Source organism: Kurthia sp. Dielmo (assembly GCF_000307285.2).
Lineage (GTDB): Bacteria > Bacillota > Bacilli > Bacillales_A > Planococcaceae > Kurthia > Kurthia populi.
The window spans coordinates 99,531-122,346 of the sequence record NZ_HE578957.1; the positions used below are offsets into that span (position 1 = coordinate 99,531).

At 41.2% G+C, this 22,816-nt stretch carries 21 protein-coding genes, 1 tRNA gene and 1 other annotated feature; of the genes, 11 read left to right on the forward strand and 11 right to left on the reverse strand.

The genetic code is table 11. The annotated features are described in order from the left end of the window. Positions 1–48: 48 nt before the first annotated feature. Positions 49–122, reverse strand: a tRNA-Lys gene (locus tag KTHG_RS05430). A 274-nt stretch (positions 123–396) separates the two neighbouring features. On the opposite strand from KTHG_RS05430, the gene KTHG_RS05435 reads away from it, so the two are divergent. The 7 genes from KTHG_RS05435 to KTHG_RS05465 all read left to right on the forward strand — a co-directional run bounded on the left by KTHG_RS05435 (position 397) and on the right by KTHG_RS05465 (position 6,327). Beyond that, positions 397–1,044, forward strand: coding sequence for an alpha/beta hydrolase (locus KTHG_RS05435; RefSeq protein WP_126990037.1), 648 nt, complete (start codon positions 397–399; stop codon positions 1,042–1,044). Positions 1,045–1,215: 171 nt separating this feature from the next. Next, positions 1,216–1,437: a binding site (T-box leader), on the forward strand. A 126-nt stretch (positions 1,438–1,563) separates the two neighbouring features. Continuing rightward, positions 1,564–2,589, forward strand: coding sequence for an anthranilate phosphoribosyltransferase (gene trpD, locus KTHG_RS05440; protein WP_139992020.1), 1,026 nt, complete (start codon positions 1,564–1,566; stop codon positions 2,587–2,589). Next, entirely contained in the window at positions 2,589–3,371 is a 783-nt protein-coding gene (gene trpC, locus KTHG_RS05445; RefSeq protein WP_139992023.1) for an indole-3-glycerol phosphate synthase TrpC, read from the forward strand. Before trpD ends, trpC begins: the two co-directional genes overlap by 1 nt. Further along, a complete protein-coding gene (locus tag KTHG_RS05450) occupies positions 3,368–3,964 on the forward strand; it encodes a phosphoribosylanthranilate isomerase (protein WP_139992026.1) in 597 nt (198 codons plus the stop codon). Before trpC ends, KTHG_RS05450 begins: the two co-directional genes overlap by 4 nt. Beyond that, positions 3,964–5,151 carry a tryptophan synthase subunit beta gene (gene trpB / locus KTHG_RS05455; RefSeq protein ID WP_139992030.1) on the forward strand — a complete coding sequence of 396 codons (1,188 nt, stop codon included), beginning with the start codon at positions 3,964–3,966 and terminating at the stop codon, positions 5,149–5,151. Before KTHG_RS05450 ends, trpB begins: the two co-directional genes overlap by 1 nt. Beyond that, complete coding sequence (gene trpA, locus KTHG_RS05460) at positions 5,151–5,924, forward strand: tryptophan synthase subunit alpha (protein ID WP_139992033.1); 774 nt, start codon at positions 5,151–5,153, stop codon at positions 5,922–5,924. The genes trpB and trpA overlap by 1 nt, the downstream gene beginning before the upstream one ends. Positions 5,925–6,036: 112 nt before the next feature. After that, on the forward strand, positions 6,037–6,327 hold the full coding sequence (locus KTHG_RS05465; protein ID WP_126990043.1) for a hypothetical protein: 291 nt from the start codon (positions 6,037–6,039) through the stop codon (positions 6,325–6,327). Positions 6,328–6,397: 70 nt separating this feature from the next. On the opposite strand, the gene KTHG_RS05470 is transcribed toward KTHG_RS05465, so the two are convergent. Continuing rightward, a complete protein-coding gene (locus tag KTHG_RS05470; protein ID WP_139992036.1) occupies positions 6,398–7,465 on the reverse strand; it encodes an AbrB family transcriptional regulator in 1,068 nt (355 codons plus the stop codon). Positions 7,466–7,588: 123 nt separating this feature from the next. Between KTHG_RS05470 and KTHG_RS05475 the strand changes: the two genes are divergently transcribed. Next, the gene (locus tag KTHG_RS05475) at positions 7,589–8,548 is read left to right on the forward strand and encodes an MBL fold metallo-hydrolase (protein WP_255512392.1); all 960 of its coding nucleotides are present in this window, start codon (positions 7,589–7,591) and stop codon (positions 8,546–8,548) included. A gap of 698 nt (positions 8,549–9,246) precedes the next feature. Here KTHG_RS05475 and KTHG_RS05480 read toward each other — a convergent pair. The 9 genes from KTHG_RS05480 to KTHG_RS05520 are packed head-to-tail and all read right to left on the reverse strand — an operon-like array spanning position 9,247 to position 19,242. Then, a complete protein-coding gene (locus tag KTHG_RS05480; RefSeq protein WP_139992040.1) occupies positions 9,247–9,981 on the reverse strand; it encodes an SDR family NAD(P)-dependent oxidoreductase in 735 nt (244 codons plus the stop codon). A gap of 11 nt (positions 9,982–9,992) precedes the next feature. Then, positions 9,993–10,736: an SDR family NAD(P)-dependent oxidoreductase gene (locus KTHG_RS05485; RefSeq protein ID WP_139992042.1), complete on the reverse strand. Its 744-nt coding sequence runs from the start codon at positions 10,734–10,736 to the stop codon at positions 9,993–9,995. Further along, positions 10,737–12,383: an AMP-binding protein gene (locus KTHG_RS05490; protein WP_139992044.1), complete on the reverse strand. Its 1,647-nt coding sequence runs from the start codon at positions 12,381–12,383 to the stop codon at positions 10,737–10,739. Between the two features lie 15 nt (positions 12,384–12,398). Beyond that, on the reverse strand, positions 12,399–13,238 hold the full coding sequence (menB, locus tag KTHG_RS05495; protein ID WP_139992046.1) for a 1,4-dihydroxy-2-naphthoyl-CoA synthase: 840 nt from the start codon (positions 13,236–13,238) through the stop codon (positions 12,399–12,401). 13 nt (positions 13,239–13,251) lie between these two features. Continuing rightward, complete coding sequence (locus KTHG_RS05500; RefSeq protein ID WP_139992048.1) at positions 13,252–14,442, reverse strand: thiolase family protein; 1,191 nt, start codon at positions 14,440–14,442, stop codon at positions 13,252–13,254. Beyond that, positions 14,439–15,605 carry an acyl-CoA dehydrogenase family protein gene (locus KTHG_RS05505; RefSeq protein WP_139992050.1) on the reverse strand — a complete coding sequence of 389 codons (1,167 nt, stop codon included), beginning with the start codon at positions 15,603–15,605 and terminating at the stop codon, positions 14,439–14,441. The genes KTHG_RS05500 and KTHG_RS05505 overlap by 4 nt, the downstream gene beginning before the upstream one ends. 15 nt (positions 15,606–15,620) lie before the next feature. Beyond that, positions 15,621–16,397 (reverse strand): enoyl-CoA hydratase/isomerase family protein, encoded by a 777-nt coding sequence (locus tag KTHG_RS05510; RefSeq protein ID WP_139992053.1) that lies wholly within the window; start codon positions 16,395–16,397, stop codon positions 15,621–15,623. After that, entirely contained in the window at positions 16,390–17,250 is an 861-nt protein-coding gene (locus tag KTHG_RS05515; protein WP_139992055.1) for a 3-hydroxyacyl-CoA dehydrogenase NAD-binding domain-containing protein, read from the reverse strand. Before KTHG_RS05515 ends, KTHG_RS05510 begins: the two co-directional genes overlap by 8 nt. Before the next feature lie 15 nt (positions 17,251–17,265). Further along, complete coding sequence (locus tag KTHG_RS05520; RefSeq protein ID WP_139992057.1) at positions 17,266–19,242, reverse strand: sigma 54-interacting transcriptional regulator; 1,977 nt, start codon at positions 19,240–19,242, stop codon at positions 17,266–17,268. Positions 19,243–19,960: 718 nt separating this feature from the next. On the opposite strand from KTHG_RS05520, the gene KTHG_RS05525 reads away from it, so the two are divergent. The 3 genes from KTHG_RS05525 to KTHG_RS05535 all read left to right on the forward strand — a co-directional run bounded on the left by KTHG_RS05525 (position 19,961) and on the right by KTHG_RS05535 (position 22,787). Further along, positions 19,961–20,935 carry a tyrosine recombinase XerC gene (locus KTHG_RS05525; protein WP_139992059.1) on the forward strand — a complete coding sequence of 325 codons (975 nt, stop codon included), beginning with the start codon at positions 19,961–19,963 and terminating at the stop codon, positions 20,933–20,935. Positions 20,936–21,081: 146 nt separating this feature from the next. Beyond that, the gene (locus KTHG_RS05530; RefSeq protein WP_139992061.1) at positions 21,082–21,984 is read left to right on the forward strand and encodes a sensor domain-containing diguanylate cyclase; all 903 of its coding nucleotides are present in this window, start codon (positions 21,082–21,084) and stop codon (positions 21,982–21,984) included. A gap of 14 nt (positions 21,985–21,998) precedes the next feature. Next, a complete protein-coding gene (locus KTHG_RS05535) occupies positions 21,999–22,787 on the forward strand; it encodes a putative bifunctional diguanylate cyclase/phosphodiesterase (protein ID WP_139992063.1) in 789 nt (262 codons plus the stop codon). The last annotated feature ends 29 nt before the right edge of the window (positions 22,788–22,816 follow it).

Consider the following 22,816-nt stretch of genomic DNA (forward strand, 5'->3'; position numbering starts at 1 on the left):
GATAACAAAAGAGGGCATACACGATTGTGTATGTCCTCTTTTTTTAGATGGACCTGGTGGGGATCGAACCCACAACCCCCTGATTAAGAGTCAGGTGCGCTAGCCAGTTGCGCCACAGATCCGAGAAATAGGAAGAACAATTAGTTAATGTTCCCTCGAACAATTAATAGTATAGCACGATGATTTTTGAATGCAAGGGTTCCAATCATAAAAATGGTTATTTAGTCAAGCTTTTTTCCTTTATTTTATCGATAATATCTGTTAAAAATGCGTATTTTCTGTTTCCTACGTTGTGACGCTCATTTTTGTTAAATTGAAAAGAATAAATGTTTTTCGTTTGGTCATTACTGTGCTACGATAATATTAACGTTTGTATGTTGAAAGGAAGATTTTAAAATGAAATCACCATTTACTTTTGAGCACAGCGCTCCAAATAATGTGGAAAAAGGCAAATTATATCCGGCTGTATTTTTAATGCACGGTATGGGAAGTAATGAACAAGATTTACCGCAATTATTACATGAGTTAAAAGATAATTGTCATATTTTTAGCTTACGTGGACCGGTTGTACAACCACCAGGTTATGCGTTTTTTACAGTAGAAGAGTTCGGTAAACCACATAAAGCAATTTTCGATAAAATTGTGGTGCATATTCGTGATTTTATTGAAGAAGTTGTACAAGAATACCCAGTCGATGCGACAAAATTATTCGTTATGGGCTTTAGCCAAGGTGGTATTTTAGCACAAACATTAGCACTTGTATTAGGTACAGAAAAATTAGCGGGTGCTGTGGCGTTAAGCGCGTATTTACCAGCGCATGTACGTGATGAATATTTCAAAAATGATGTAACGAATTTACCGATGTTAATTACACATGGTACGATGGATTATGTCTTACCATATCAATGGGGAGAAGCATCACGTGACTTCTTTAAAGGCCAAGGAGCGGATGTAACGTTCGTTTCATTTGAAGATGGTCATGGTGTGACACCAGCGATTCAACAAGAAATTACACGTTTCTTTACAAAGCAATTTAACGCATAACATTACCGGGAAGATGGAAGCAAAAGCTTGCATCTTTCTTTTTTTTACAAATACTTGACAGCAACGGAAATATTGGTATAAGCTAAGAACAACTTATTCGAGCGGAAGGGTAGAAAGCCTTGAGAGCAAGGCTTCCCTTTAGCAGAGCATAGAATAGCAGAGCATAGTTGAGAGAAATTGAAGAGTAAGAGTAGTAGCAATTGTTCGTATGGATAGAGAGTCAGTGGCTGGTGGAAACTGATCATGCAAAATTGTGAATGGACTTATGAGAGCATTTGTGAACGACAGTAGCAAATGACGCATCATCCCCGTTAACGGATGCTGAGCAATCAGGCAAAGTGGAAGCGATATGCTTCAACTTGAGGTGGCAACGCGGTAGCAATCGTCCTCATGAAAGAGTTATTCTTTCGTGAGGGCTTTTTTTATTGCTTTTAGCCAATCAAATTTCTCACACTATCTCGAATATATTTTCGAATTTAATGTTTGAATATTTCGTTAATTATGAGAGGAGCCAAGTGTATGAAACAACTTATTACAAATGTACAGCAAGGACAGGATTTAACAGCAGAGGAAATGACGTTAGCGGCAACACAATTATTTGATGAGGGGACGCCACTAGAAGACATTGAAGCCTTTTTAATCGCCTTGTCACAAAAAGGAGAAACAGCAACCGAACTTGCCGCACTGGCACAGGTCATGCAAGGACAGGCATTATCATTAAATGAAACGACGCAAAACTATTTAGATAATTGCGGAACAGGTGGCGACGGTATTGGGAGTTTTAATATTAGCACGACAGCGGCATTCGTTTTAGCAGCGGGTGATGCGTATGTTGCGAAACATGGCAATCGTAAAATTTCGAGTTTAGCAGGCAGTGCGGATACATTAGAGGAGCTTGGTATTCATGCAGACTTCACGACAGCAGAATTAAAGGAATTACTTGAAAATGAGCGTCTTGCCTTTATTTTCGCTCCAAAAGTTCATCCGAAATTAAAGCGAATCGGTCAAGTTCGCCAAAAGATTGGCAAGCCAACGATTTTCAATTTAGTTGGACCACTCGCGAATCCAGTCGCATTAACCACGCAGTTTACAGGCATTAATCGACCTGATTTCGTAACAGACTATGCGCAGGTGATGCATTTATTAGGACGAGAACGCGGTGTTGTCGTTTGCGGTGCAGGTGGATTAGATGAAGCCTCTCTTGCAGGAGAAAATCGCCTCGCTATTTTAGAGCATGGTCAAGTTCGTGAGGTGACGATTACACCGGAGGCACTTGGCTTAGAAGAACAGCCATTGTCTGCAATTAAGGGTGGCGATGGCAAGGAGAATGCACAAATCGTTTGTGATGTTTTACAAAATAAACAAGGTGCTTACTTAGATACCGTACTATTAAATGCCGGCATTGCCTTTTTCGCCTATGGCAGTGTCTCAACGATTGAAGAGGGCATTCATAAGGCGCGTAAAATTATCGCTTCAGGTGCAGCGTTTGAAAAATTGCAAGCCGTTGTAGCCTATAGCAAAGAACATGTGAAGGAGCCAGCCTAATGACAATTTTAACGAAAATTTTAGCTCAAAAAGAACGTGAGGTAGCCGCACTGAAGGAGCAACCAAAGCCAGTAGTAACAGCGCGAAAACAACGCCCCTCACTTTTAGAGGTATTTAAAAGCTCGACCGTACAAGTTATTTCAGAAGTAAAACGTGCATCACCATCAAAGGGCATTATTAACGATGGTATTGATCCGGTAGCGCAAGCATTGACGTATGAGGCAGCGGGCGCGGCATGTATTTCAGTATTAACAGATGAAACGTTTTTTAAAGGCTCCTTTGCAGATTTACAACAGGTTACAGAAGCGGTGGCTATTCCCGTGCTGTGTAAGGAATTTGTTATTGATGAAATCCAACTTGATTATGCCTATGCCAGTGGCGCTTCGGTTGTGTTGTTAATTGTGGCAGCACTTGAACAAGAAACATTAGCTCGGTTGTTCACGTATGCAACAGAGCTTGGACTAGATGTACTTGTTGAAGTACATAACGAAGAGGAATTAACACGTGCTTTAGCGATTGATGCGCGTATTATTGGGGTCAACAATCGTAATTTAAAAACGTTTGAGGTCTCACTTGAGCATACAAAGGAGCTAGCGGCGAAGTTCCCATTTGATGAGGGACGTGTATTAGTAAGTGAAAGTGGTATGAAAACATCAGACAATGCGGCGTTTGTGGCGGCAGTCGGTGCGAGTGCTATTTTAGTCGGAGAAACGCTTATGCGTAGTGGAGATGTTACAGCGACGTTGCAATCACTTCAAGTAACAAAGCCGGTGAATGTATGACAAAGGTGAAAATTTGTGGTCTACAAGAGCCTGAACATGTACGAGCAGCTGTAGAGGCAGGTGCCGATGCGATTGGCTTTGTATTTGCAAAAAGTAAACGGCAAGTAACAGTTGCTCAAGCACAGCAATTAGCACAGCATATCCCGCGTAATGTATTAACAGTAGGGGTTTTCGTTGATGAAACGGTCGAGGTGATGCAGCAAATTGCCAAAACCGTACCATTAGACGTTATTCAGCTACATGGCCAGGAAACGAATGCCGTCATTCAGCAGCTTAGCTATCCAACGATTAAAGCCGTTGGCGTGCGCACAGCCGCTGATGTCGAGACACTACAAGCATTTGAGTCAGACTATGTATTAGTGGATGCGCCGGTAGCGGGCAGCGGTGAAACATTCGATTGGAATCTTCTAACGACGCGCTATCCACAGCTGATTTTAGCAGGTGGTTTATCAATCGATAATATTGCAGAGGCTCTGACGCGTGTCGCGCCTTATATGGTCGATGTGTCGAGCGGTGTTGAAACAAATGGTGTGAAAGATACGGCGAAAATAAGCGCCTTTATAACAGCAGTAAAGAATGGAGAGAATGCATAATGACAACAACAGAGAAAAAAGGACGCTACGGTAAATTCGGTGGCCAGTTCGTACCAGAAACATTGATGACCGCTTTAGAGGAACTAGAGCAAGCATTTGAAAAAGCGAAACAAGATCCTGCTTTTTATGAGGAGCTTAATTATTACTTAAAAGACTATGTTGGACGCGATAATCCCCTATACTTTGCGAAGCGCTTAACTGAAAAAGTAGGTGGCGCAAAAATTTACTTAAAACGAGAAGATTTAAATCATACAGGGGCGCATAAAATTAATAATGCATTGGCTCAGGCTTTACTAGCGATGCGTATGGGCAAAAAGAAAATCGTGGCAGAAACAGGTGCCGGCCAGCATGGTGTAGCGACAGCGACGGTATGTGCGCTGTTTGACTTAGAATGCATCGTCTTTATGGGTAAAGAGGATGTGCGTCGCCAAGCGCTAAATGTGTTCCGTATGGAATTACTTGGTGCGACGGTCGTATCAGTTGACCAAGGCTCAGGTACGCTAAAAGATGCGTGTAATGAAGCACTTCGTTACTGGGTTTCAAATGTTGAGGACACGCATTATATTTTAGGTTCGGCACTTGGACCGCATCCATTCCCAGCGATTGTCCGTGATTTCCAACGTGTCATTGGTGACGAAACACGTGCACAAATTTTAGAAAAAGAACAACGTCTACCCGATGCGGTTGTAGCATGTGTAGGTGGTGGGAGTAATGCGATTGGCATGTTTACGCCATTTGTAGATGATTCGGATGTGAAGCTATACGGCGTTGAAGCGGCAGGCAAGGGCATTCAATCGGGTGAGCATGCAGCGGCCTTTGCAGATTTAAAAGAGGGCGTTTTACACGGTGCCTATATGTATCTATTACAAGATGATGAAGGTTTTATCCAAGAGGCGTATTCGATTTCTGCAGGACTTGATTATCCAGCGGTTGGGCCTGAGCACTGCTTCTTACATGATTCTGGTCGCGTAACATATGATTCAGTTGATGATGACCAAGCGCTAGAAGGATTACAGTTATTATCACGCACAGAAGGTATCATTCCAGCGCTTGAAAGTAGTCACGCTATTTATTACGCAGCAAATTTAGCGAAAACAATGGCAAAAGATGAGATTTTAGTTATTTGTTTATCGGGCCGTGGCGATAAAGATGTCCAAACGGTTCAACAAGCACTGGAGGGGAAATAATGACAACATTACAGCAAGCAATTGAAGCGACAACAAGAGCGCATGATAAAGCATTTATCCCGTACATTATGGCTGGGGATGGCGGTTTAGACACGATTAAACAGCAAATTTTATTTTTACAGCAGCACGGGGCAACCGCGATTGAAGTCGGCATTCCATTTAGTGATCCTGTAGCGGATGGTCCGACGATTCAAGCAGCCGGCTTACGTGCGCTAGAAGCGGGAGCCAATTTACGTACTATTTTAGCGGAGATTGCGTCATTTAAAGACGAAGTGCATATTCCACTTGTTGTCATGACATATTTAAATCCAATTATTCGCTATGGCATTGAGGCCTTTGTTGACGCTGCAGAAGCCGCAAATATTAAAGGCTTAATTATTCCAGATATGCCACTTGAAGAAGCGGATTTAGTAACAGATGCATTAGCAGGAAAAGACATTGCGCTTGTGCAGTTAATTTCGTTAACAAGTCCGGCAGCGCGTATTGAAAAATTAGCCGCTGCAGCACAGGGCTTTATTTATGCGGTGACCGTAAATGGCATTACAGGAACGAGAGATGGCTTTGATGAGGCATTACATGACCATTTACGTGCGCTAAAACGTATAGCAACGATTCCGGTGCTTGCAGGCTTTGGTATTTCAACGCGTGAGCATGTAGAGGCGATGAATCGCTCGGTGGATGGCGTCATTGTTGGTAGTGCCATCGTGAAAGCATTTCATGAACAGCGCTTAGGTGATATTGAAGTGCTACTAAAAGCACCTGCTAATCAATAAATAATGAATCTTTTAGACTATTTTTTGGATAGAAAAATCTTTTTTATAATACAATAAGCTTAAAATAAAAGCTTATTTATAAATGAGTGTAAAAGATTTGGAGGTAAACCGCTTGATAAAACGATTCCTTTGGCAGTCTACAACATTGGCTTTTTTAATCGCTATGAGCTGTTTTTCGATAGCAGTACAGGCGGAGGAAGTACAGTATGAATCGAAGCAAGAAAGTGTACTATTTAAGAAAGAAAAAAAGACCTTCCAAGGAACAATTAATCAACAAGGCTATCAGCAACAAACAATTACACCCGTTGGTCCATATAAGGTAGACCCTATAAAAAAAGAAAAATGGATTTTTCAGCATAAGGGGCAAAATAAAGGGTATCTAGCGGCAAAAATTGCAAAATAGAAAAACTGGATATAAAAAAGAAGAAATCGTACGTTGGCACGATTTCTTCTTTTTTTGTGTTGTGAATTGTTTATTTTGCACGATAGCGTTTGACGGCATACGTAATCATCGGTGGCACACAAAGGTAGATGAAGAGCATACGGAATACTTGATACATCGTAATCATCGATACATCAGCATGTACCTCATGGCCGACAATACCCATTTGATCAATTCCGCCAGGCGCTAAACTTAAAAAACCTGTAACAATCGAAGTGTTTTCGACTACTGGCATAAAAAAGACCGCCATTAAAAATGCAACGGCAATTAACGCTAGGGCGCTCGCTACACTGAGTGGGAGCATGACTTTTTTATGCGTTAAATGTTCCGGGTGCAGCATTAAGCCAATATGCGTGCCGACAATTAATTGACAGAGCATCATAAACCATTCAGGAATATCAAATGCAGGAAAGCCTACGAAGACATTTAAAAGAATGGTGACAACAATCGGGCCAAGCATTGTTGCTGCCGGGATACGCCAGCGTTTGAATAAACGGTAGGCGACAATGCAGGCGAAGATGTAAAGGACAACGAGTAGCCATATAGGAAGTGTCGTGCTCGTTCCCGTTGCTAGGCTTGGTAGTGTGCTAGTAGTTCCTTGTAGTGCAGGGATATGCACAATAAATGGTACTAAAACGACGATTAAAATAACGCGAATCGTATGAAAGAAAGCGACAACCGTTAGATTAATACCTTTTAAATCTTCTGCGAGTGCTAAAATTTGTGTTAAACCACCTGGTACACTACTTGTTAGGGCGGTAGGATAATCTACTTTAGCGAATTTTGTAAGTAGCCATGAAAACAATAAACTAACGCTAAAAGTAAGTAATGTCACAAATGTCATCATCGGAATATGTGTATACATATTTTTTAAAATATCACCAGTAAAGGCCGCACCAAGCGAGTAACCAATCGCAATTAAGCTATAATTACGCAGGGCTTTGGGCCAATAAAAGCGCCATTTTGTTACATGAGACAAGATTAAAACGGCGACCATCGGACCTAATAGGAAAGGCACCGGAATGTGTAAAAATTGAAATAGAAATGCGCCGACTAAACCGATGCATGCTGTGACAAGGAATGACACGGTATTATTCATAAAAAAACTCCTTTTTGCATCGTTACGTTCAGTATAGCAAAAAATGCGTAGTGTTCCGCGAATGATGTCCTGAAATTTAATGTGTTCGTGATACAATATGAATAATGATTTGGGATGCGGGGGATGAGTATGATACAAATACCGATTATTTTTGAAGAGTCAAAAAGCGGGTTACAATCGTTTAACTGCTTTGTAACAGAAAATAATGGACAATTAATTTTAATAGATGGTGGTATTCCACATGATGCTTTTTTTCAGTATGCAGAGCAAACGCTCATGCAGCGTGGCTACGACTTTAGTGACTTAGATGCGATTTATTTAACGCATCATCACGAGGACCATGTCGGATTATTGCCGCTTATTTTAGCGAAGAAGCAGCTGCCGGTTTATGTGCATAAAGAAGCCATTCCGCGCTTATTGTTTGATACGAATTTTTTATCGATGCGCATCGCTTTTTATGAGCAGTTTTATACACGTATGGATTGTCTTGCGGATGCTCGTCCACGTTTAGAAAAACAACGTGCGACGCTACAAAAAGCTTCTGAAAAACGCATCGAAGCGGATTATCGCGTGATTGCTGCCGGGGATAAACTAGGGCGCTTTGACATTATTGGCTTACCCGGTCATTCAACTGATTCAATCGGCTATTATGATGCACAGACACAGGAGTTGTATGCAGGGGATACGATTTTAAAAAATACATCGACTAATGCAATCATTGATCCACTTGTGACAGGGGAATATATGCACGCGAACTTATTACAACGACAGTCACTAGAAACGATTAAGGAGATGCCAATTCGACACTTATACGCAGGGCATCAGCCGATTTTTTCGAACGTCTCAGAAATCGCGACACAGAAAATAAGCCGTTTAAATGATAAAGCCCAGCACCTACTAACACTTTTAGAGCAACCAATGACCGGAAGACAGGCGACACAGGCATTTTATAATCGCTTGTATGAACGCCAATTTTCACTCGTATTATCTGAAATTGCAGGGCAGTTGGATTATTTACAGCAGCAACAAAAGATTACGGCGACATTTGAAAATGGACTGTATGTATTTGAACGAAATGATTAAAAAAAGCGGGAATTGCGCGTTGACGTGGTTCCCGCTTTTTTTTTGCGGACAAAATTCAGTTTACACTATTTACAACGTACTTAATTTAATAAATAAAAGCTCGCTAGTCTATATAAAAAACCCAAAAAAGTAATAAATTATAATAAGCTCCTTCCTCTTTTGCAACAGAGAATATCATGAATTAACTTTAGTTAACCATTGTTTTTATTTGATATTTAATGGTTATTAAAGGTTATCTATTTTTATATAAAATAACTAATGCTGTAAAAAATGCGCTGATTATGCGCTTTAATTTACATGAATTTGGGAAACATTAAAGCACGTAACTAGAAGGAAGGGATATACAAATGATTCAATGATTAAATTAACTGGATTTTTTGAATAGCAATAGCGTAGTTTCTATATGCAGTATAAGCTGTGAAGCAATACCATGATTTCAAACGTTGTATCGTTTATAAAATATGTAACTCAATGATTGATGTTGCCATAATAAACCACTTGTAGCTCGTCAATATAATAAATGACAATTGAAATAACCATTAAATTAGCATCTTAATAGTCGATAAAAAATGGGACATACATATTCGAGACTTGCTGGTGTCATCGTATGTGTCAAACAAATAAGTTGGTTTTAAAATAATAATATTATGTAAACAAAAAAGCATCGCTACGATAACTAGCAATGCTTTTTTTAATATTTAAAACATCGTTTGACCGCCGTTAATTGAAATTGTTTGGCCTAATATCCAAGACGACTCTTCACTAAGTAAAAAGGCAATGGCACTTGTCACATCAATGGGGGAGCCGAGGCGATTTGATCCATAGCTCTTTTTAACGGCTTGCAAAATGTTATCAGAAAATGCTAAATCTTGCTGGTCAATTAAGCCAAGAGACACCACATTACACTGCACTTGGTCTCGTCCAACTTCCTTCGCGAGTGATTTAATAAAGCTAATAACGCCACCACGTGCAGTTGCTGATACGATTAGTTTACGGTCGCCGGTACGTGCTGAATCGCCAACGATTGAAATAAATTTACCATATTTTCGCTTACGCATGGCAGGGATAAAGACATGTGCTAAATTTAAAACTGCTATTAAATCAATGTCAATTTCACGCTGCCATTCATTTGGTGCGTAATCAAAAAATGATTTCATCTGCGCATAGCCTGCATTATTAACAATCGCTGAAACATGTCCAAGCTCATTCGAAATTTCCTCATGCAATCGCACAACATCCTCATAGCTCGCTAAATCAGCTTGGAACATCCCACAACGTACATTTTGTGCTGTCAATTGCTCGAAAAGGTGCTGTGCTTTGTCAGCAGAGCGATGATAATGAATGGCCACAATATGACCCGATGCGGCTATTTTTTCAACGATGGCTTTGCCAATGCGATCCGCTCCGCCTGTTACTAAGATAACTTCATGCATCTAAGCACCTCCTATACCATCGCAAGGCCACCATTAACGGATAATGTTTGCCCTGTAATGTATTCTGCCTCATCGGATGCTAAAAATGCCACTGCATTGGCAATATCTTGTGGCTGTGCTAAGCGTCTAAAGGGAATCGCCTTAATCAATGCTTCGGTAATACCCTGATTATACTCACCAATTTCTTTAAATAACGGCGTATCCGCGGGTCCCGGTGCAATGACATTGACATTAATTTTGTGACGCGCCATTTCACGTGCCAGCGTTTTTGTTAACGCAATGACGCCGCCCTTTGCTGCCGAATAGACCGCTTCGCCGCTTGAGCCAACACGACCAGAATCGGACGCGATATTTACAACCTTGCCATAACCCTGCTCAATCATTAACGGCAAAATTGTCTTACATGTATGAATCTGACCCATTAGATTAATATTCATAATCGTTTCCCACGTAGCAGGCTCGCTTTTTAAAAATGGCTCAATTTTATCCCAGCCCGCGTTATTAACAAGCACATCTACCTGTCCAAACTGTTCCTTCGCTACATTGACCGCCGCTTCGACACTCGCAAGCTTCGTAACATCACAAACTGTCGCAAAGGCCTCGCCACCACTTTCTTGAATAAGCGCTACCGTTTCATTAGCATTGTCCTCATTAACATCTGTCACGATAATGCGATAGCCCTTTTTCGCAAAAGTTAAGGCGATTTCTCGGCCCATTCCTCGTCCTGAACCTGTAATAAATGCTACTCGTGTCATTTAAATTCCTCCTTCAGCGGTCTTATCCTGAATCATTTCACGTAATTTAAATTTTTGGATTTTCCCACTCGCCGTACGCGGGAAATCATCTACAACTTCTAAATACTCTGGCCAGTAATGCTTTGCTAAGCCCTTTGTTGTTAAAAAATCCTGCAAGGCCTCAAAGGTAATCGGCGTACAACCATTATTCATCATGACAATGGCGGCGGCGCGCTCCTGTAAGCGTGGATCTGGCATCGCCACAATTTGTGCAGCAAATATATCCGGATGCTCGTATAACACATTTTCAACATAGGCGACCGGAATGTTTTCACCACCACGAATAATAATATCCTTACTACGCCCTGAGATTCGAATATAACCATCATCATCCATAACCGCTAAATCACCGGTAATAAACCAGTCACCGTGATGCTCCTCAATCGTTTTATCGAGCTGATTTAAATAGCCGACAAAGAGGGCAGGGCCTTTTACTAATAAGCTACCTTCCTCATTACGTGGTAGCTCTTTAAAGCTTGCGTCTACAATCGCGAGTGACATCCCAGGAAGCGCATGACCGTCCGTATTGACGAGCTTTTCCTCACTATCATCTAGCTCTGTTAGCGTAACGAGGCCATTTTCCGTTTGCCCCCAGCCCGATAAAATTTGGAACTGAATATGCTCATTTTCCTGAGCCTCTCGAATCAATGCCCTTGGAATCGGTGCGCCTAAGGCAACAAAGGCGCGAAATGTTGATAAGTCGTAGTCTGCAAGCTGTTTAGAACTCAGCATATCTTGTAAAAATGGCGTCGCTCCCGCCGTAAAGGTCACCTTTTCACGCTCAATTAAACGCAGGAATTCATCGATATCCCAGACATCCTGGTAGACCGCTGTTCCTGCATAATGAGTAGGCAGGCGGACCCCGTAGCAAAAGCCTGTCTGATGAGCAAAGGTAGAGGCCATTAAAAAGACATCATCCTCTTGTAATGCTAAATGCTTCACCCAATAGTCCGTCGAGACACATAAGGTATTATGCGTATGCATGACACCCTTAGGATTGCCTGTCGTACCAGAGGTGAAAATAATCTCCGTTACATCATCTGCATCATAGTGCTGTGCATTTAATGCTGCTAATGCTTCGGTGTCTTCTTCCCATGGTTTCTTTAATAAATCATCGAATGAATGCATGTCACGAGGAATCTGTTCACCAATAACAAAAATATGTTCAAGGAAATCCCAATCCGTTCGCAAGCTATCTATCATCTCCGCATAGCTAAAGCCTCGAAAGCTATCAGGGATAATGAGTGCCTTAGACTGTACAGCAGGCACCATATAGCCAATTTCGCGCTCACGATAAATCGGGATAAGGGGATTGGTTACTGCACCGATTTTTGTGATCGCATAATGTAAAATAACGAACTCATTCCAGTTTGGTAGCTGAATCGACACAATATCGCCCTTTTGAATACCATAATGCTTCAGACCAAGTGCGACGCGGTCAACTGCCTGACCGAGCTGTGCGTACGTATAGCGACTTTTCGAATCAATGATGGCTGTTTTCTGTGGCGCTTTATCAATGGCTTCCTGTAAATAATCTAAAATGGTTTTATGCTTCCAAAGGGCCTTATATTTGGTCTTATACGCATCGGTTAAGAGTGTTTCGTACATGTATTTTGCCTCCTTTTACATTCTAAATTTGCCAAAGTCTACGGGACGTTTTTCTAAAAAGGCTTCTTTTCCTTCATTGGATTCAGGTGTATTGTAAAACATCGCAAGACTCGCCATTGATAGCTGTGAAATCCCCTGGATAGCAGCACTATCTGCGTTAAAGGAATACTTCAACATTTTAATGGCAGTCGGGCTTTTCTCTAAAATTTTATGCGCCCATTCCGTCGCAGCTGTCATTAGCTCGTCTGGTGCGACAATTTTATTCACAAGCCCCATTTCCTTCGATTCCTGTGCGGAATACTGCTCGCATAAATACCAAATTTCACGGGCTTTTTTCTCACCAACAATACGCGCTAAATAGGCGGAGCCAAAGCCCGCATCATAGCTGCCAACCTTCGGACCAGATTGGCCAAATTTGGCGGTTTCTGATGCAATTGTTAAATCACAAATAACATGAAGCACATGACCACCGCCAATTGCATAGCCATTCACTGCGGCGATAACGGGCTTCGGAATATTACGGATAACCTGATGCAAATATTCGACCTCAAGCCCGATGCCACCACCAAGACCACCATTATAGTCATAGCCGCCTTCGTCACCCTTGCTTTTTTGGTCACCACCCGCACAAAAGGCTTTTTCGCCCGCGCCTGTTAAAATGACAGCACCAATTGTTTGATCATCCCATGCATCACGAAATGCCCAAATTAATTGCTGGATCGTTTGCGCGCGGAAAGAGTTCATTGCTTGTGGGCGATTAATTGTAATCGTCGCAACGCCTGCTGTTTTATCGTATAAAATATCCGTTAATTCACTCACTTCATTTGTAATCGGTCCATGTTCAATATTTGTCATCAAAATCCGCTCCTTATCGTTGTAAGTTTTCGATAATCGTTGTGATACCTTGACCACCACCAATACAAAGTGTCACCAGGCCATAGCGCGCCTTTTGCTTTGCTAACTCATGCACGAGCTTGGTCATTAAAATGGCCCCTGTTGCGCCAATCGGATGGCCAAGCGCAATGGCACCGCCATTTACATTCACTTTATTTAAATCAAAGCCCGCTTCCTGAATAACGGCTAATGCCTGTGCCGCAAAGGCTTCATTTAATTCGATCATATCGATATCATCAAGTGTTAAGCCCGCTTTTTTTAGCGCCTTTTCAGTAGAGGGGACCGGGCCAATGCCCATATAATTAGGGTCAACACCAGATACCGCATGCGCAATAATCCGTGCTTTCGGTGTAAGTTTGTATTTTGTAAGCGCTTTCTCGGAAGCGAGTAATACGGCCGAAGCACCATCATTTCGACCACTTGAGCTACCCGCCGTTACAGTGCCATTTGCTTTAAAAACAGCAGGGAGCTGGGATAATTTTTCAAGGGTTGTCGCGCGTGGATGCTCGTCTACCGTGACAATTGTATCGCCTTTACGTGAGGAAATCGTATACGGAACAATTTCGTCCGCAAATCGTCCGCACTGCTGTGCTTCAAGGGCTAACTGCTGACTACGGAGCGCAAAAACATCCTGTGCCTCACGTGAAATATGATAGTTCTCCGCTAGATTTTCAGCGGTAACACCCATTAGAATTTCACCATATTGCTCAACAGGCTGAGAGCCCACCTGACTTTCGGTATTTGGGTCGAGTAGGGCGTTACTGCCGATTTGATAACCATAGCGTGCATGGCGTAAATAGTACGGTGCCATGCTCAAGCTCTCGGTACCACCCGCAATCATCAAGTCATTCATGCCAGCCATAATGTCTGTTGCAGCACTATTAATCGCCTGAAGCCCTGAGCCACATTGACGGTGAACGGTATAGGCAGGAATCGTAGTGGACAAATTCGCACGAAGCAATGCTACTCGTGCTAAATTCGCTGCATCCGCACTTTGCCGTGCCTGACCAAAAATGACCTCATCAATTGGTAGGTCAGGTTTAGTGCGTGCTAATAATTGCTTGATAACATGTGCCGCTAAATGATCGGCTGGTACAGATTTAAAGGCACCACCAATTTTTCCAATAGGCGTCCGGACCGCATCGATAATATAGGCAGCAGTCATAGGCGGACCTCTTTTCGTTTATAGTCACGTTCAAGTTCTGAGGCGATAATATTTCGTTGGATTTCAGATGTGCCTTCATAAATGCGGGTAATACGCGCATCACGGAAGAAGCGCTCAATCGGAAAATCCTTCATATAGCCGATACCGCCATGAATTTGTAGTGCGGTATCAGCGACGCGGTTATACACTTCTGAGCCATAGAGCTTCACCATCGCCGCTTCCTTCACTACACGTTGCTGTTGGTCTACCATCCAAGCTACACGGTAAGTGAATGAGCGTAATGTCTCAATTTCCATCGCCATATTTGCCAGCATATGCTGAATCGCTTGGAAGTTGAAAATTTCTGTATCAAATTGCTTGCGTTCATTCGCATGAAACATCGATAATTCTAATAGCTTTTCAGATGAGCCAAGGCATCTTGCTGCCATGCTTGCACGACCATTTGCTAAAATCTTAAGCGCATTTATATAGCCTTCGCCTTCTGGACCTAAACGATTTTCAACTGGAATACGGACGTTATCGAAAAATAGCTCGGCTGAATGAGACCCACGTAGCCCAAGCTTTTTCTCTGCGGCACCGATGTCAAAACCCGGTGTGCCACGTTCTACAATAAAGGAGGTGATACCCTTTGCACCTTTGGACGGATCGGTTACCGTCATGACCGTAAAGACTTGTGCATCTAATGCGTTTGTAATATAGTGCTTTGCGCCATTTAATACATAGCTATCGCCATCACGTACCGCTGTCGTTTTTAAATTGGCAGCATTTGAGCCAGCACTAGGCTCCGTCAAGGCAAAGGCACCAATGTATTCACCCGTCGCCATTTTCGGTAAGTAATACGCTTTTTGCGCCGCATTACCAAACTCGACAATGCCCATTGAGCCAATCCCTGCATGACAAGATAGTAATGTTGTAAAGCCATTATGTGTTTTCGCTAACTCTTCGATAATGCCGCATTTACCAACCATATCAAGCCCAAGCCCGCCGTACTCCTCAGGAATGCTAATGCCAAACAAGCTCATATCCTTACACATCGTCACAAGCTCCTCTGGAATGGCATTGTCCTCTTCAATTTGGTTGGCACGCGGCTCAACCTCATCTCGTACAAATTTTCGTACAAGCGCACGAAACGCCGTTAATTCAGGTGAAAAATCAAAATTCATGATAGGAACCCTCCCTTAGCAATTTTTAAAATTAGCATCCCGTTTTTCAACGAAAGCCTTTGTACCTTCTGTTTTATCCTCTGTGCCAAACAGCAATGAAATTGATAGTTTTTCAATCCATTGCGCTGTTTTCATATCGACATCATAGCCAGTTAAAATGGCTAGCTTGGCGAGTTTCACCGCTACAGGACCTTTTTTCAGTACAGCATGTAACACTTCATTTAAAGTATCCTCCATCGCATCACTTTGTGTGAAATAACTCGCAAGCCCCATTTGATAGGCCTCTTCACCACGTACGGTCCGACCCGTTAGCACAAGGTCAAGTGCGCGACCTTTGCCGACTAAGCGCGGTAAACGCTGTGTGCCTCCCGCTCCGGGAATAACCCCTAAGTTCAATTCCGGCAATCCGAATTTTGCGCGCTCTGTGGCGATGCGGATATCACAGGCCATCGCAAGCTCACAACCTCCACCAAGGGCATAGCCGTCAATCAACGCAATCGTTACTTTTGTGCTTTGTTCAATTCGACTATACAGCTCTTGCATCCCCACCATTAGGCCATCAAGTGCTGTTTTAGACTGGAGTTTTTTAATATCCGCTCCTGCAGCGAATGCTTTCCCGCCAGCACTTTTGAAAACAATGACGTGGATTTTTGCATCACGCTCGAGGGTATGAAAAGCATCCTCTAGTTGCATGACCATTGTATCATCAAGTGCATTCATTACTTCCGGACGATTCAGCGCAATCGTTGCGACGCTTTGGTCCGTTGTTACGACCACAGAGTGTTCAGACATTTTGCTCACGCTCCTTATAATCATAGACACCACGGCCCGTTTTACGGCCAAGGCGACCTGCTTTTACATATTTCACTAATAGGGGACTTGGACGGTATTTTTCACCTAATGTACGATGTAAGTATTCAAGCGTCCGTAAGCGCGTATCGAGCCCAACAACATCGCCCATTTCAAGTGGTCCCATCGGATGATTTAGACCGAGGCGCATTGCTTTATCGATGTCCTCAGCGGAAGCAACCCCCTCCATCAGCATATTCATCGCTTCATTGCCAATTAATACATTCATGCGTGAGGTCACAAAGCCAGGGAATTCATTGACGACAACGGCTTCTTTTTGAAGCTTTGCGGTCACTTCCTGAATCGTCGCCAATGTTTCATCCGACGTATCGAGCCCACAAATAATTTCAACGAGCTTCATTTTATGCACGGGATTAAAGAAATGCATCGCAATGACACGATCCGGGCGCTTTGTGGCAGCGCCAATTTCCGTCGGACTAAGTGACGATGTATTCGTTGCGAAAATAACCTGCTCCTCACATAAGGCATCGAGCTGCGCAAATAGCGCACTTTTCACATCGATACGTTCAATGACAGCTTCGATAATTAATTCACTATCCACTATTTCTTCAATCGTCGTCGCATAGTGAATTGCGGCGACCGCTTGCTGTTGCGCAGCTGTAATAAAGCCTTTATCGACGCTTCCTTTTGCAAGCATTTGATGCTGCTGTTGCGCAGTCGCAATAGTATCTGCTGAAATATCATAGAGCTTCGTCGTATAGCCGGCAATTGCGGCACTATAGGCGATGCCGCTTCCCATAATACCGGCTCCAATAACAGAAATCGTTTGAACCATCGTGTACGCCTCCATTTATAGGTTATATTTTTTGATTTTTCTAACAATTGTAGACGGATTGACCTCTAATTGCTTAGCGATTTTTCGGTAGGAGCTATGCTTGGCACTTGCTAGGCGCAGCACTTCCTTTTCGACAAGCTCAATTGTTTCCTTCAGTGGCAATAACTCATTAATGACAATTGCTTGCTGTACCAGTTGCTTATCCGTGGGTTGTTGAATATGCGCCGCATCAATAATTTGGCCGTCAAAATGACTGACCACTTCCATTAAACAGTGCTTCGCATAGGCAATGGAGTGCTGTAGCGCTACAGCACATAATGTATCGAGTGCTGCCTGCGACATATAGAGCCTACGTGCATATTTGTCATTTAAGGTTGCTAAAAATTGCTCGAAAATAAGCGGCAATTCTTCAGTGCGCTCCTGAACCGATGGCATTGTAATCGAAATGGTATTTAATAAGTAGAAAAGCTGTTCATCAAAGCGCTCAAATTGAACGGGTTGTTGCATCGAAGCGAGTAGGCGCGCATTTAAAATTTCTAAATCCGCCGCTTCTCGTTCCGATTGATGGATAATGAGCTGTGCCAAACGCTTTTGCATATCAAGTGGCAAATAATCGATGTTTTTAAAAAATAATGTGCCATTTTTCACAACTTGAATGAAATAATATGAGAAATGCTTTTTAGCAAAAATTAAATGCTCGAGGCGCTCCCGTGATTCCTTCATACAATCAATTTCGATAAATAACTCATCATTTCGGTCGCTTCTACGAACAATTTCAGCGGCGATAATCGAACGACCACTCCCATGCTCACCTAAAATCATGACCGGTGCACTTCCTTTAGCGGCACTGTCGATTTTTTCTATAACTCGCTGCATGTCAGGTGTTGTAGCCACTAAACGCTCGTTATAAGGTACCGAGAAATAATGATGCACGGAATTGCGTAGACGTTCGGCCTTTACATTGAAATTGTATTCCGTCGTTTCGTCACGAATACGAATGATGATACGTTTTTGGGCATCATCTGGAATGCGTGCGAAACGTAGGTTTAATGTGCGTCCGTCATCTAAATGAAAATTTGTCGTATAACTTGGCTTTTGCATATGACTGACTTGCTGTAGGAGTGTAAATAATTTTGTGCGAAGTTGCTCATTATATAAAATTGCCACATAGAAATGATGAAACTGCTCATTTTCTCTTAGCACCGTGCCTTTACTATCTAATATGCCAACCCCGTGCTCGCTATTGGCCATCAGTGCATCATTTTCCTGTACAAGCTCCTTATACAGCTGAAGCTCTGACGTTAATGACTCTATTTTCGAAATATCATCAAATACGCTAACCGCCCCAATTAGCTGTTTACCGTTATAAATCGGTTCGCGGTAGGTGATAAACCACCGATCTTGCAGCGCATATTTTTCAACATGTCCTTTACCGGTTTTAAGTACGCGCAGTAATCCATCCGATTCACTAACATCCAGTAAAAATTTCCCCATCGCCTCGCCGTGCTTTAGCGAATAAAGAGCTTCGGCTGCGTGATTAAACATCGTGATAATGCCTTCATTGTTAACAGCAACGAGACCACTCGACATCGCATCGAAAATTGTATCGTAATGGTGCGTGCGAATTTGTTGCTGCTGTGCAACAGCTTGATAAAAATGCCGTTCATCAATATAGCTAAATGTTTTCGCTGGCTGCTCAATGATTAACAGTGTCGTATGAAGTGGAAAGGCGGTTGGAATCGATTCATGGTGAATAATCATAAAATCTTTTGCGACAAAGCGTGAAAAAGATTGGAGGTTATTCGGATTATCATCGAGGTCATCATATTGCTGCTCAATGTATTGTAGTAAATGGCGGTGCGTAAAATAGCCTTCTATTTTATTACTGCGATTTGTAAGCACACCATAAACGAAATGCGGATGTCTACTCCGTGTTAGTAATTCTTTTATGGTCGTTTTATGAATAGGGAATGTAGGGAGTGCTTGAATCATTGAAGAACCTCCTTTCACTGTTGCGTATATGCCATTGTTTTAACAATTTAACTGTATCATTTTTTATAAATAACACTCAATTGGAAAAAGAGGCCTTATTTTTGCATACAAAATCGATAAAAAATAGGAAATGTTTTTACGAAAGTGATATCTGTTGCAACTGCGCAACAGAATCAGACTACAAGGCTTGAATAGAGATAGAATAGAAAATGGGATATTTTTGCAAGAAACTAATAGGGTGGAAAATGATGGGGAAATAATGAAGTGATTTTAAAACTAAATAATCTGAATTTTCAAATGAAGTTGCGTATAGTTTAATATATAGGGTAGTTTTTCATTAAATAACGCTGGTGATATAGCTGATTTTAAAAAAATCAAGCGAAGTGCGAAATGCAAAAATCACAGTGGTGTGGTGAAGTAGTTTTCACATCAGCATCAAAACAAAATGGTGCATCATTTAATTATTGCTACGAGTCATTTTGGTTATCCGATAGTATGTATTTGCAAATGAATGATTGGAAATGTGATATGTGGATGTGGCAAAAAAATGTCTGTGTGAATGCTGGAAGGTCTATGTATCGATAAGTTGCGGAATGATGGATTTTAGGCTATTTAGTGAGAAATCGGACGGAAAAGTGTTGTTTTTCTAAAAAAAGGTTCCCAAATGTATATTTGGGAACCTTTTTTGTGGTAAAATAAGTGTTAATGAGGTGACAAAATGATGAAACAACCGAAGTGCCTACGTGATTTTTTAATTTATTTAACAGCGATTAAAGGGAAATCAAAACGTACACGTGATGAATACGAATATGATTTAACATTATTTTTCCGATTCCTTTATGCTGTGCAAGAGGATTTACCAACAACAGATCTTGAAGTGATTTCAATTGCAGAGCTCGATATTGATTTTGTGCGCGGTATTAGTTTAGAGGATATGTATTTGTTTTTAGCTTACTGTGAGGAAGTGCGACAAAATAGTGCTGCCACACGTGCGAGAAAAGTAGCGACTTTAAAATCTTTTTTTAAATACTTAAAAACAAAAAAACACTTAATCGATGAAAACCCTGCAGAAGATTTGGAAACGCCGAAAATCAATCGTAAGCAGCCCGTCTACTTAAAGGTACCTGAAGCGAAACAATTTTTATCACATATTCCATCGAAAACCCATTATTATCGCGATCATTGTATGATGACATTTTTATTAAACTTAGGACTACGTGCAACAGAGTTATGTCGTCTTTCTCTAGGAGATGTAGAAGACCGCTATGTGACGATTGTCGGCAAAGGTGGTAAAGAGCGTCGTGTCTATATGAATGACAGCTGTGTGGAAGCTTTAGCTCTTTATATCGAGCATGAGCGAAAAAAAATCGCAGAAAAAACAACAGATGACGCATTATTTTTATCACAAAAGGGTAATAGGCTTACGAGACAACGCCTTGCAAAAATCGTCAAACAAATTAATGACTCATCGGCGCTACATAAGGCGAATTTAACGCCCCATAAATTGCGTCATACATCCGCGACAATTATGTATCAGAATGGTGCAGACATTCGGAGCTTACAACAAATATTAGGGCATTCTAATATTTCTACTACACAAATTTATACGCATGTAGAAGATGAAATGATTAAGCAAGTATTTGAGAATAATCCGTTGAATATCGAGCATAATCCGAATAACATAGAGAAATAAACTTACAATTGAAACGATCAAAAATGATGAATGAACTATTTTTATTCATCATTTTTTGTAGCCTTTCAATTATGAATAAATCCCTATGGCTTTTGTGGTAAAATAGTTTTATGATACTTCGTTTTTTTGAGTTGGAGGGACACTAAATGAACGACTTTTCTAACACACCATCATCCATTTTAAATTTTGTAAAATCCGATCAACTAACACTCAACAATTTATTAACCGCCTTTAACGAATCATCTGTTGTCTCGATTACAGACAACGCAGGGAAAATTTTATCTGTAAACCAAAAATTTTCTTTAGTTTCTAAATATTCAGAAAAAGAATTGATTAATCAAGACCATCGTCTATTAAATTCCGGCTATCATTCACCCGCCTTTTTTAAAAATCTATGGACGACCATTCATAGCGGGGATATTTGGCATGGTGAAATATGTAATCGTGCGAAAGATGGTCACCTTTACTGGGTAAAAACAGTTATTGTTCCGTTTATGGATAATACAAATACACCATATCAATACATTGCCATTGCTACAGATATTACCGAACAAAAAAATACAGCACGTTTAAAACAATTTGCTTATCATGATGAATTAACCGGCTTACGTAATGCACGCTCATTAAAAATTCACTTTAAAGAATGTATTCGTCATGGTACAGTGCAAGAAAAAGCGTCTGTTTTCATTTTATTAAATATTACACGTCTCAAACAGGTAAATGATGGGTACGGGCATTTTATTGGCGATTTATTTTTATTAGAACTAACGAAGCGCTTTCAAGAAATTATCGCAAAAAATGGCGACTTATTCCGTTATGACGGCAAGCAATTTGTTATTTTAACAACTAAACAGCATTATGAAGTCATGATTGATGCTATTTTAGAGTTATTTGAACAAGCTTTTATAATTGAACATTTTCAATTTTATTCAACGATTAATATTGGTGTTTCTTTTTACGAAGAGCACGCAGATACACTCGATATTTTAATTAAATATGCCGATTTAGCAATGCTTGAGACGAAAAAGAAAAAGGCAATCGTTGCTTAGTGTTCCACTACGATATGAATTTAATGATTGAGGAGCAGCTAGACTTAGAGAAACGTCTACGTGATGCCTTATTTACTGATAAGATGATGTTATTTTATCAGCCAAAATTCGAAGCGAAAACGCATCGTCTTGTCGGAATGGAGGCATTAATGCGATGGTATGATGAGGAATATGGTTTTATCCCACCGATTCAATTTATTCCATTTGCTGAAGAAGTCGGGTTAATGCCTATGCTTGGTGAATGGGTGCTTGTCACAGCTTGTTCGCAAATGAAGCGCTGGATTGATGCGTATCCAAATTCAACATTACGTGTAGCCGTCAATATTTCTCCGCTCCATTTACAAGAAAAGAACTTTGTTTATATCGTGAAGCAAGTACTGCGTGATACGGGGCTTTCGGCGAAACATTTAGAAATTGAAATTACGGAATTATCATTTATGAACGGCTCTGACGTTGTCGCCGAAACGATACAGGATTTAAAAAACCTTGGCGTTTCGATTGCGATAGATGATTTCGGTACAGGTTACTCTGCGCTAAGTTATTTAAAAAAATTCCCGATTGATACATTAAAGATTGATAAATCATTTGTACGCGGCATTAAGAAAGGAACAAATGATGAATCGATGGTAACAGCTATTATTAATCTAGCTCATATTATGAATATGTCTGTTGTTGTAGAGGGTGTGGAAACCATCGAGGAGCTAAACATTATTGAAAAAGCAAAAGGTGATATGATTCAAGGTTATTACTTCCATCCAGCATTGCCAACAGAGCAATTTGAAAAATTATTAATGGACGTTTAATTTTATACATATAAAAAACGCAAGAATCA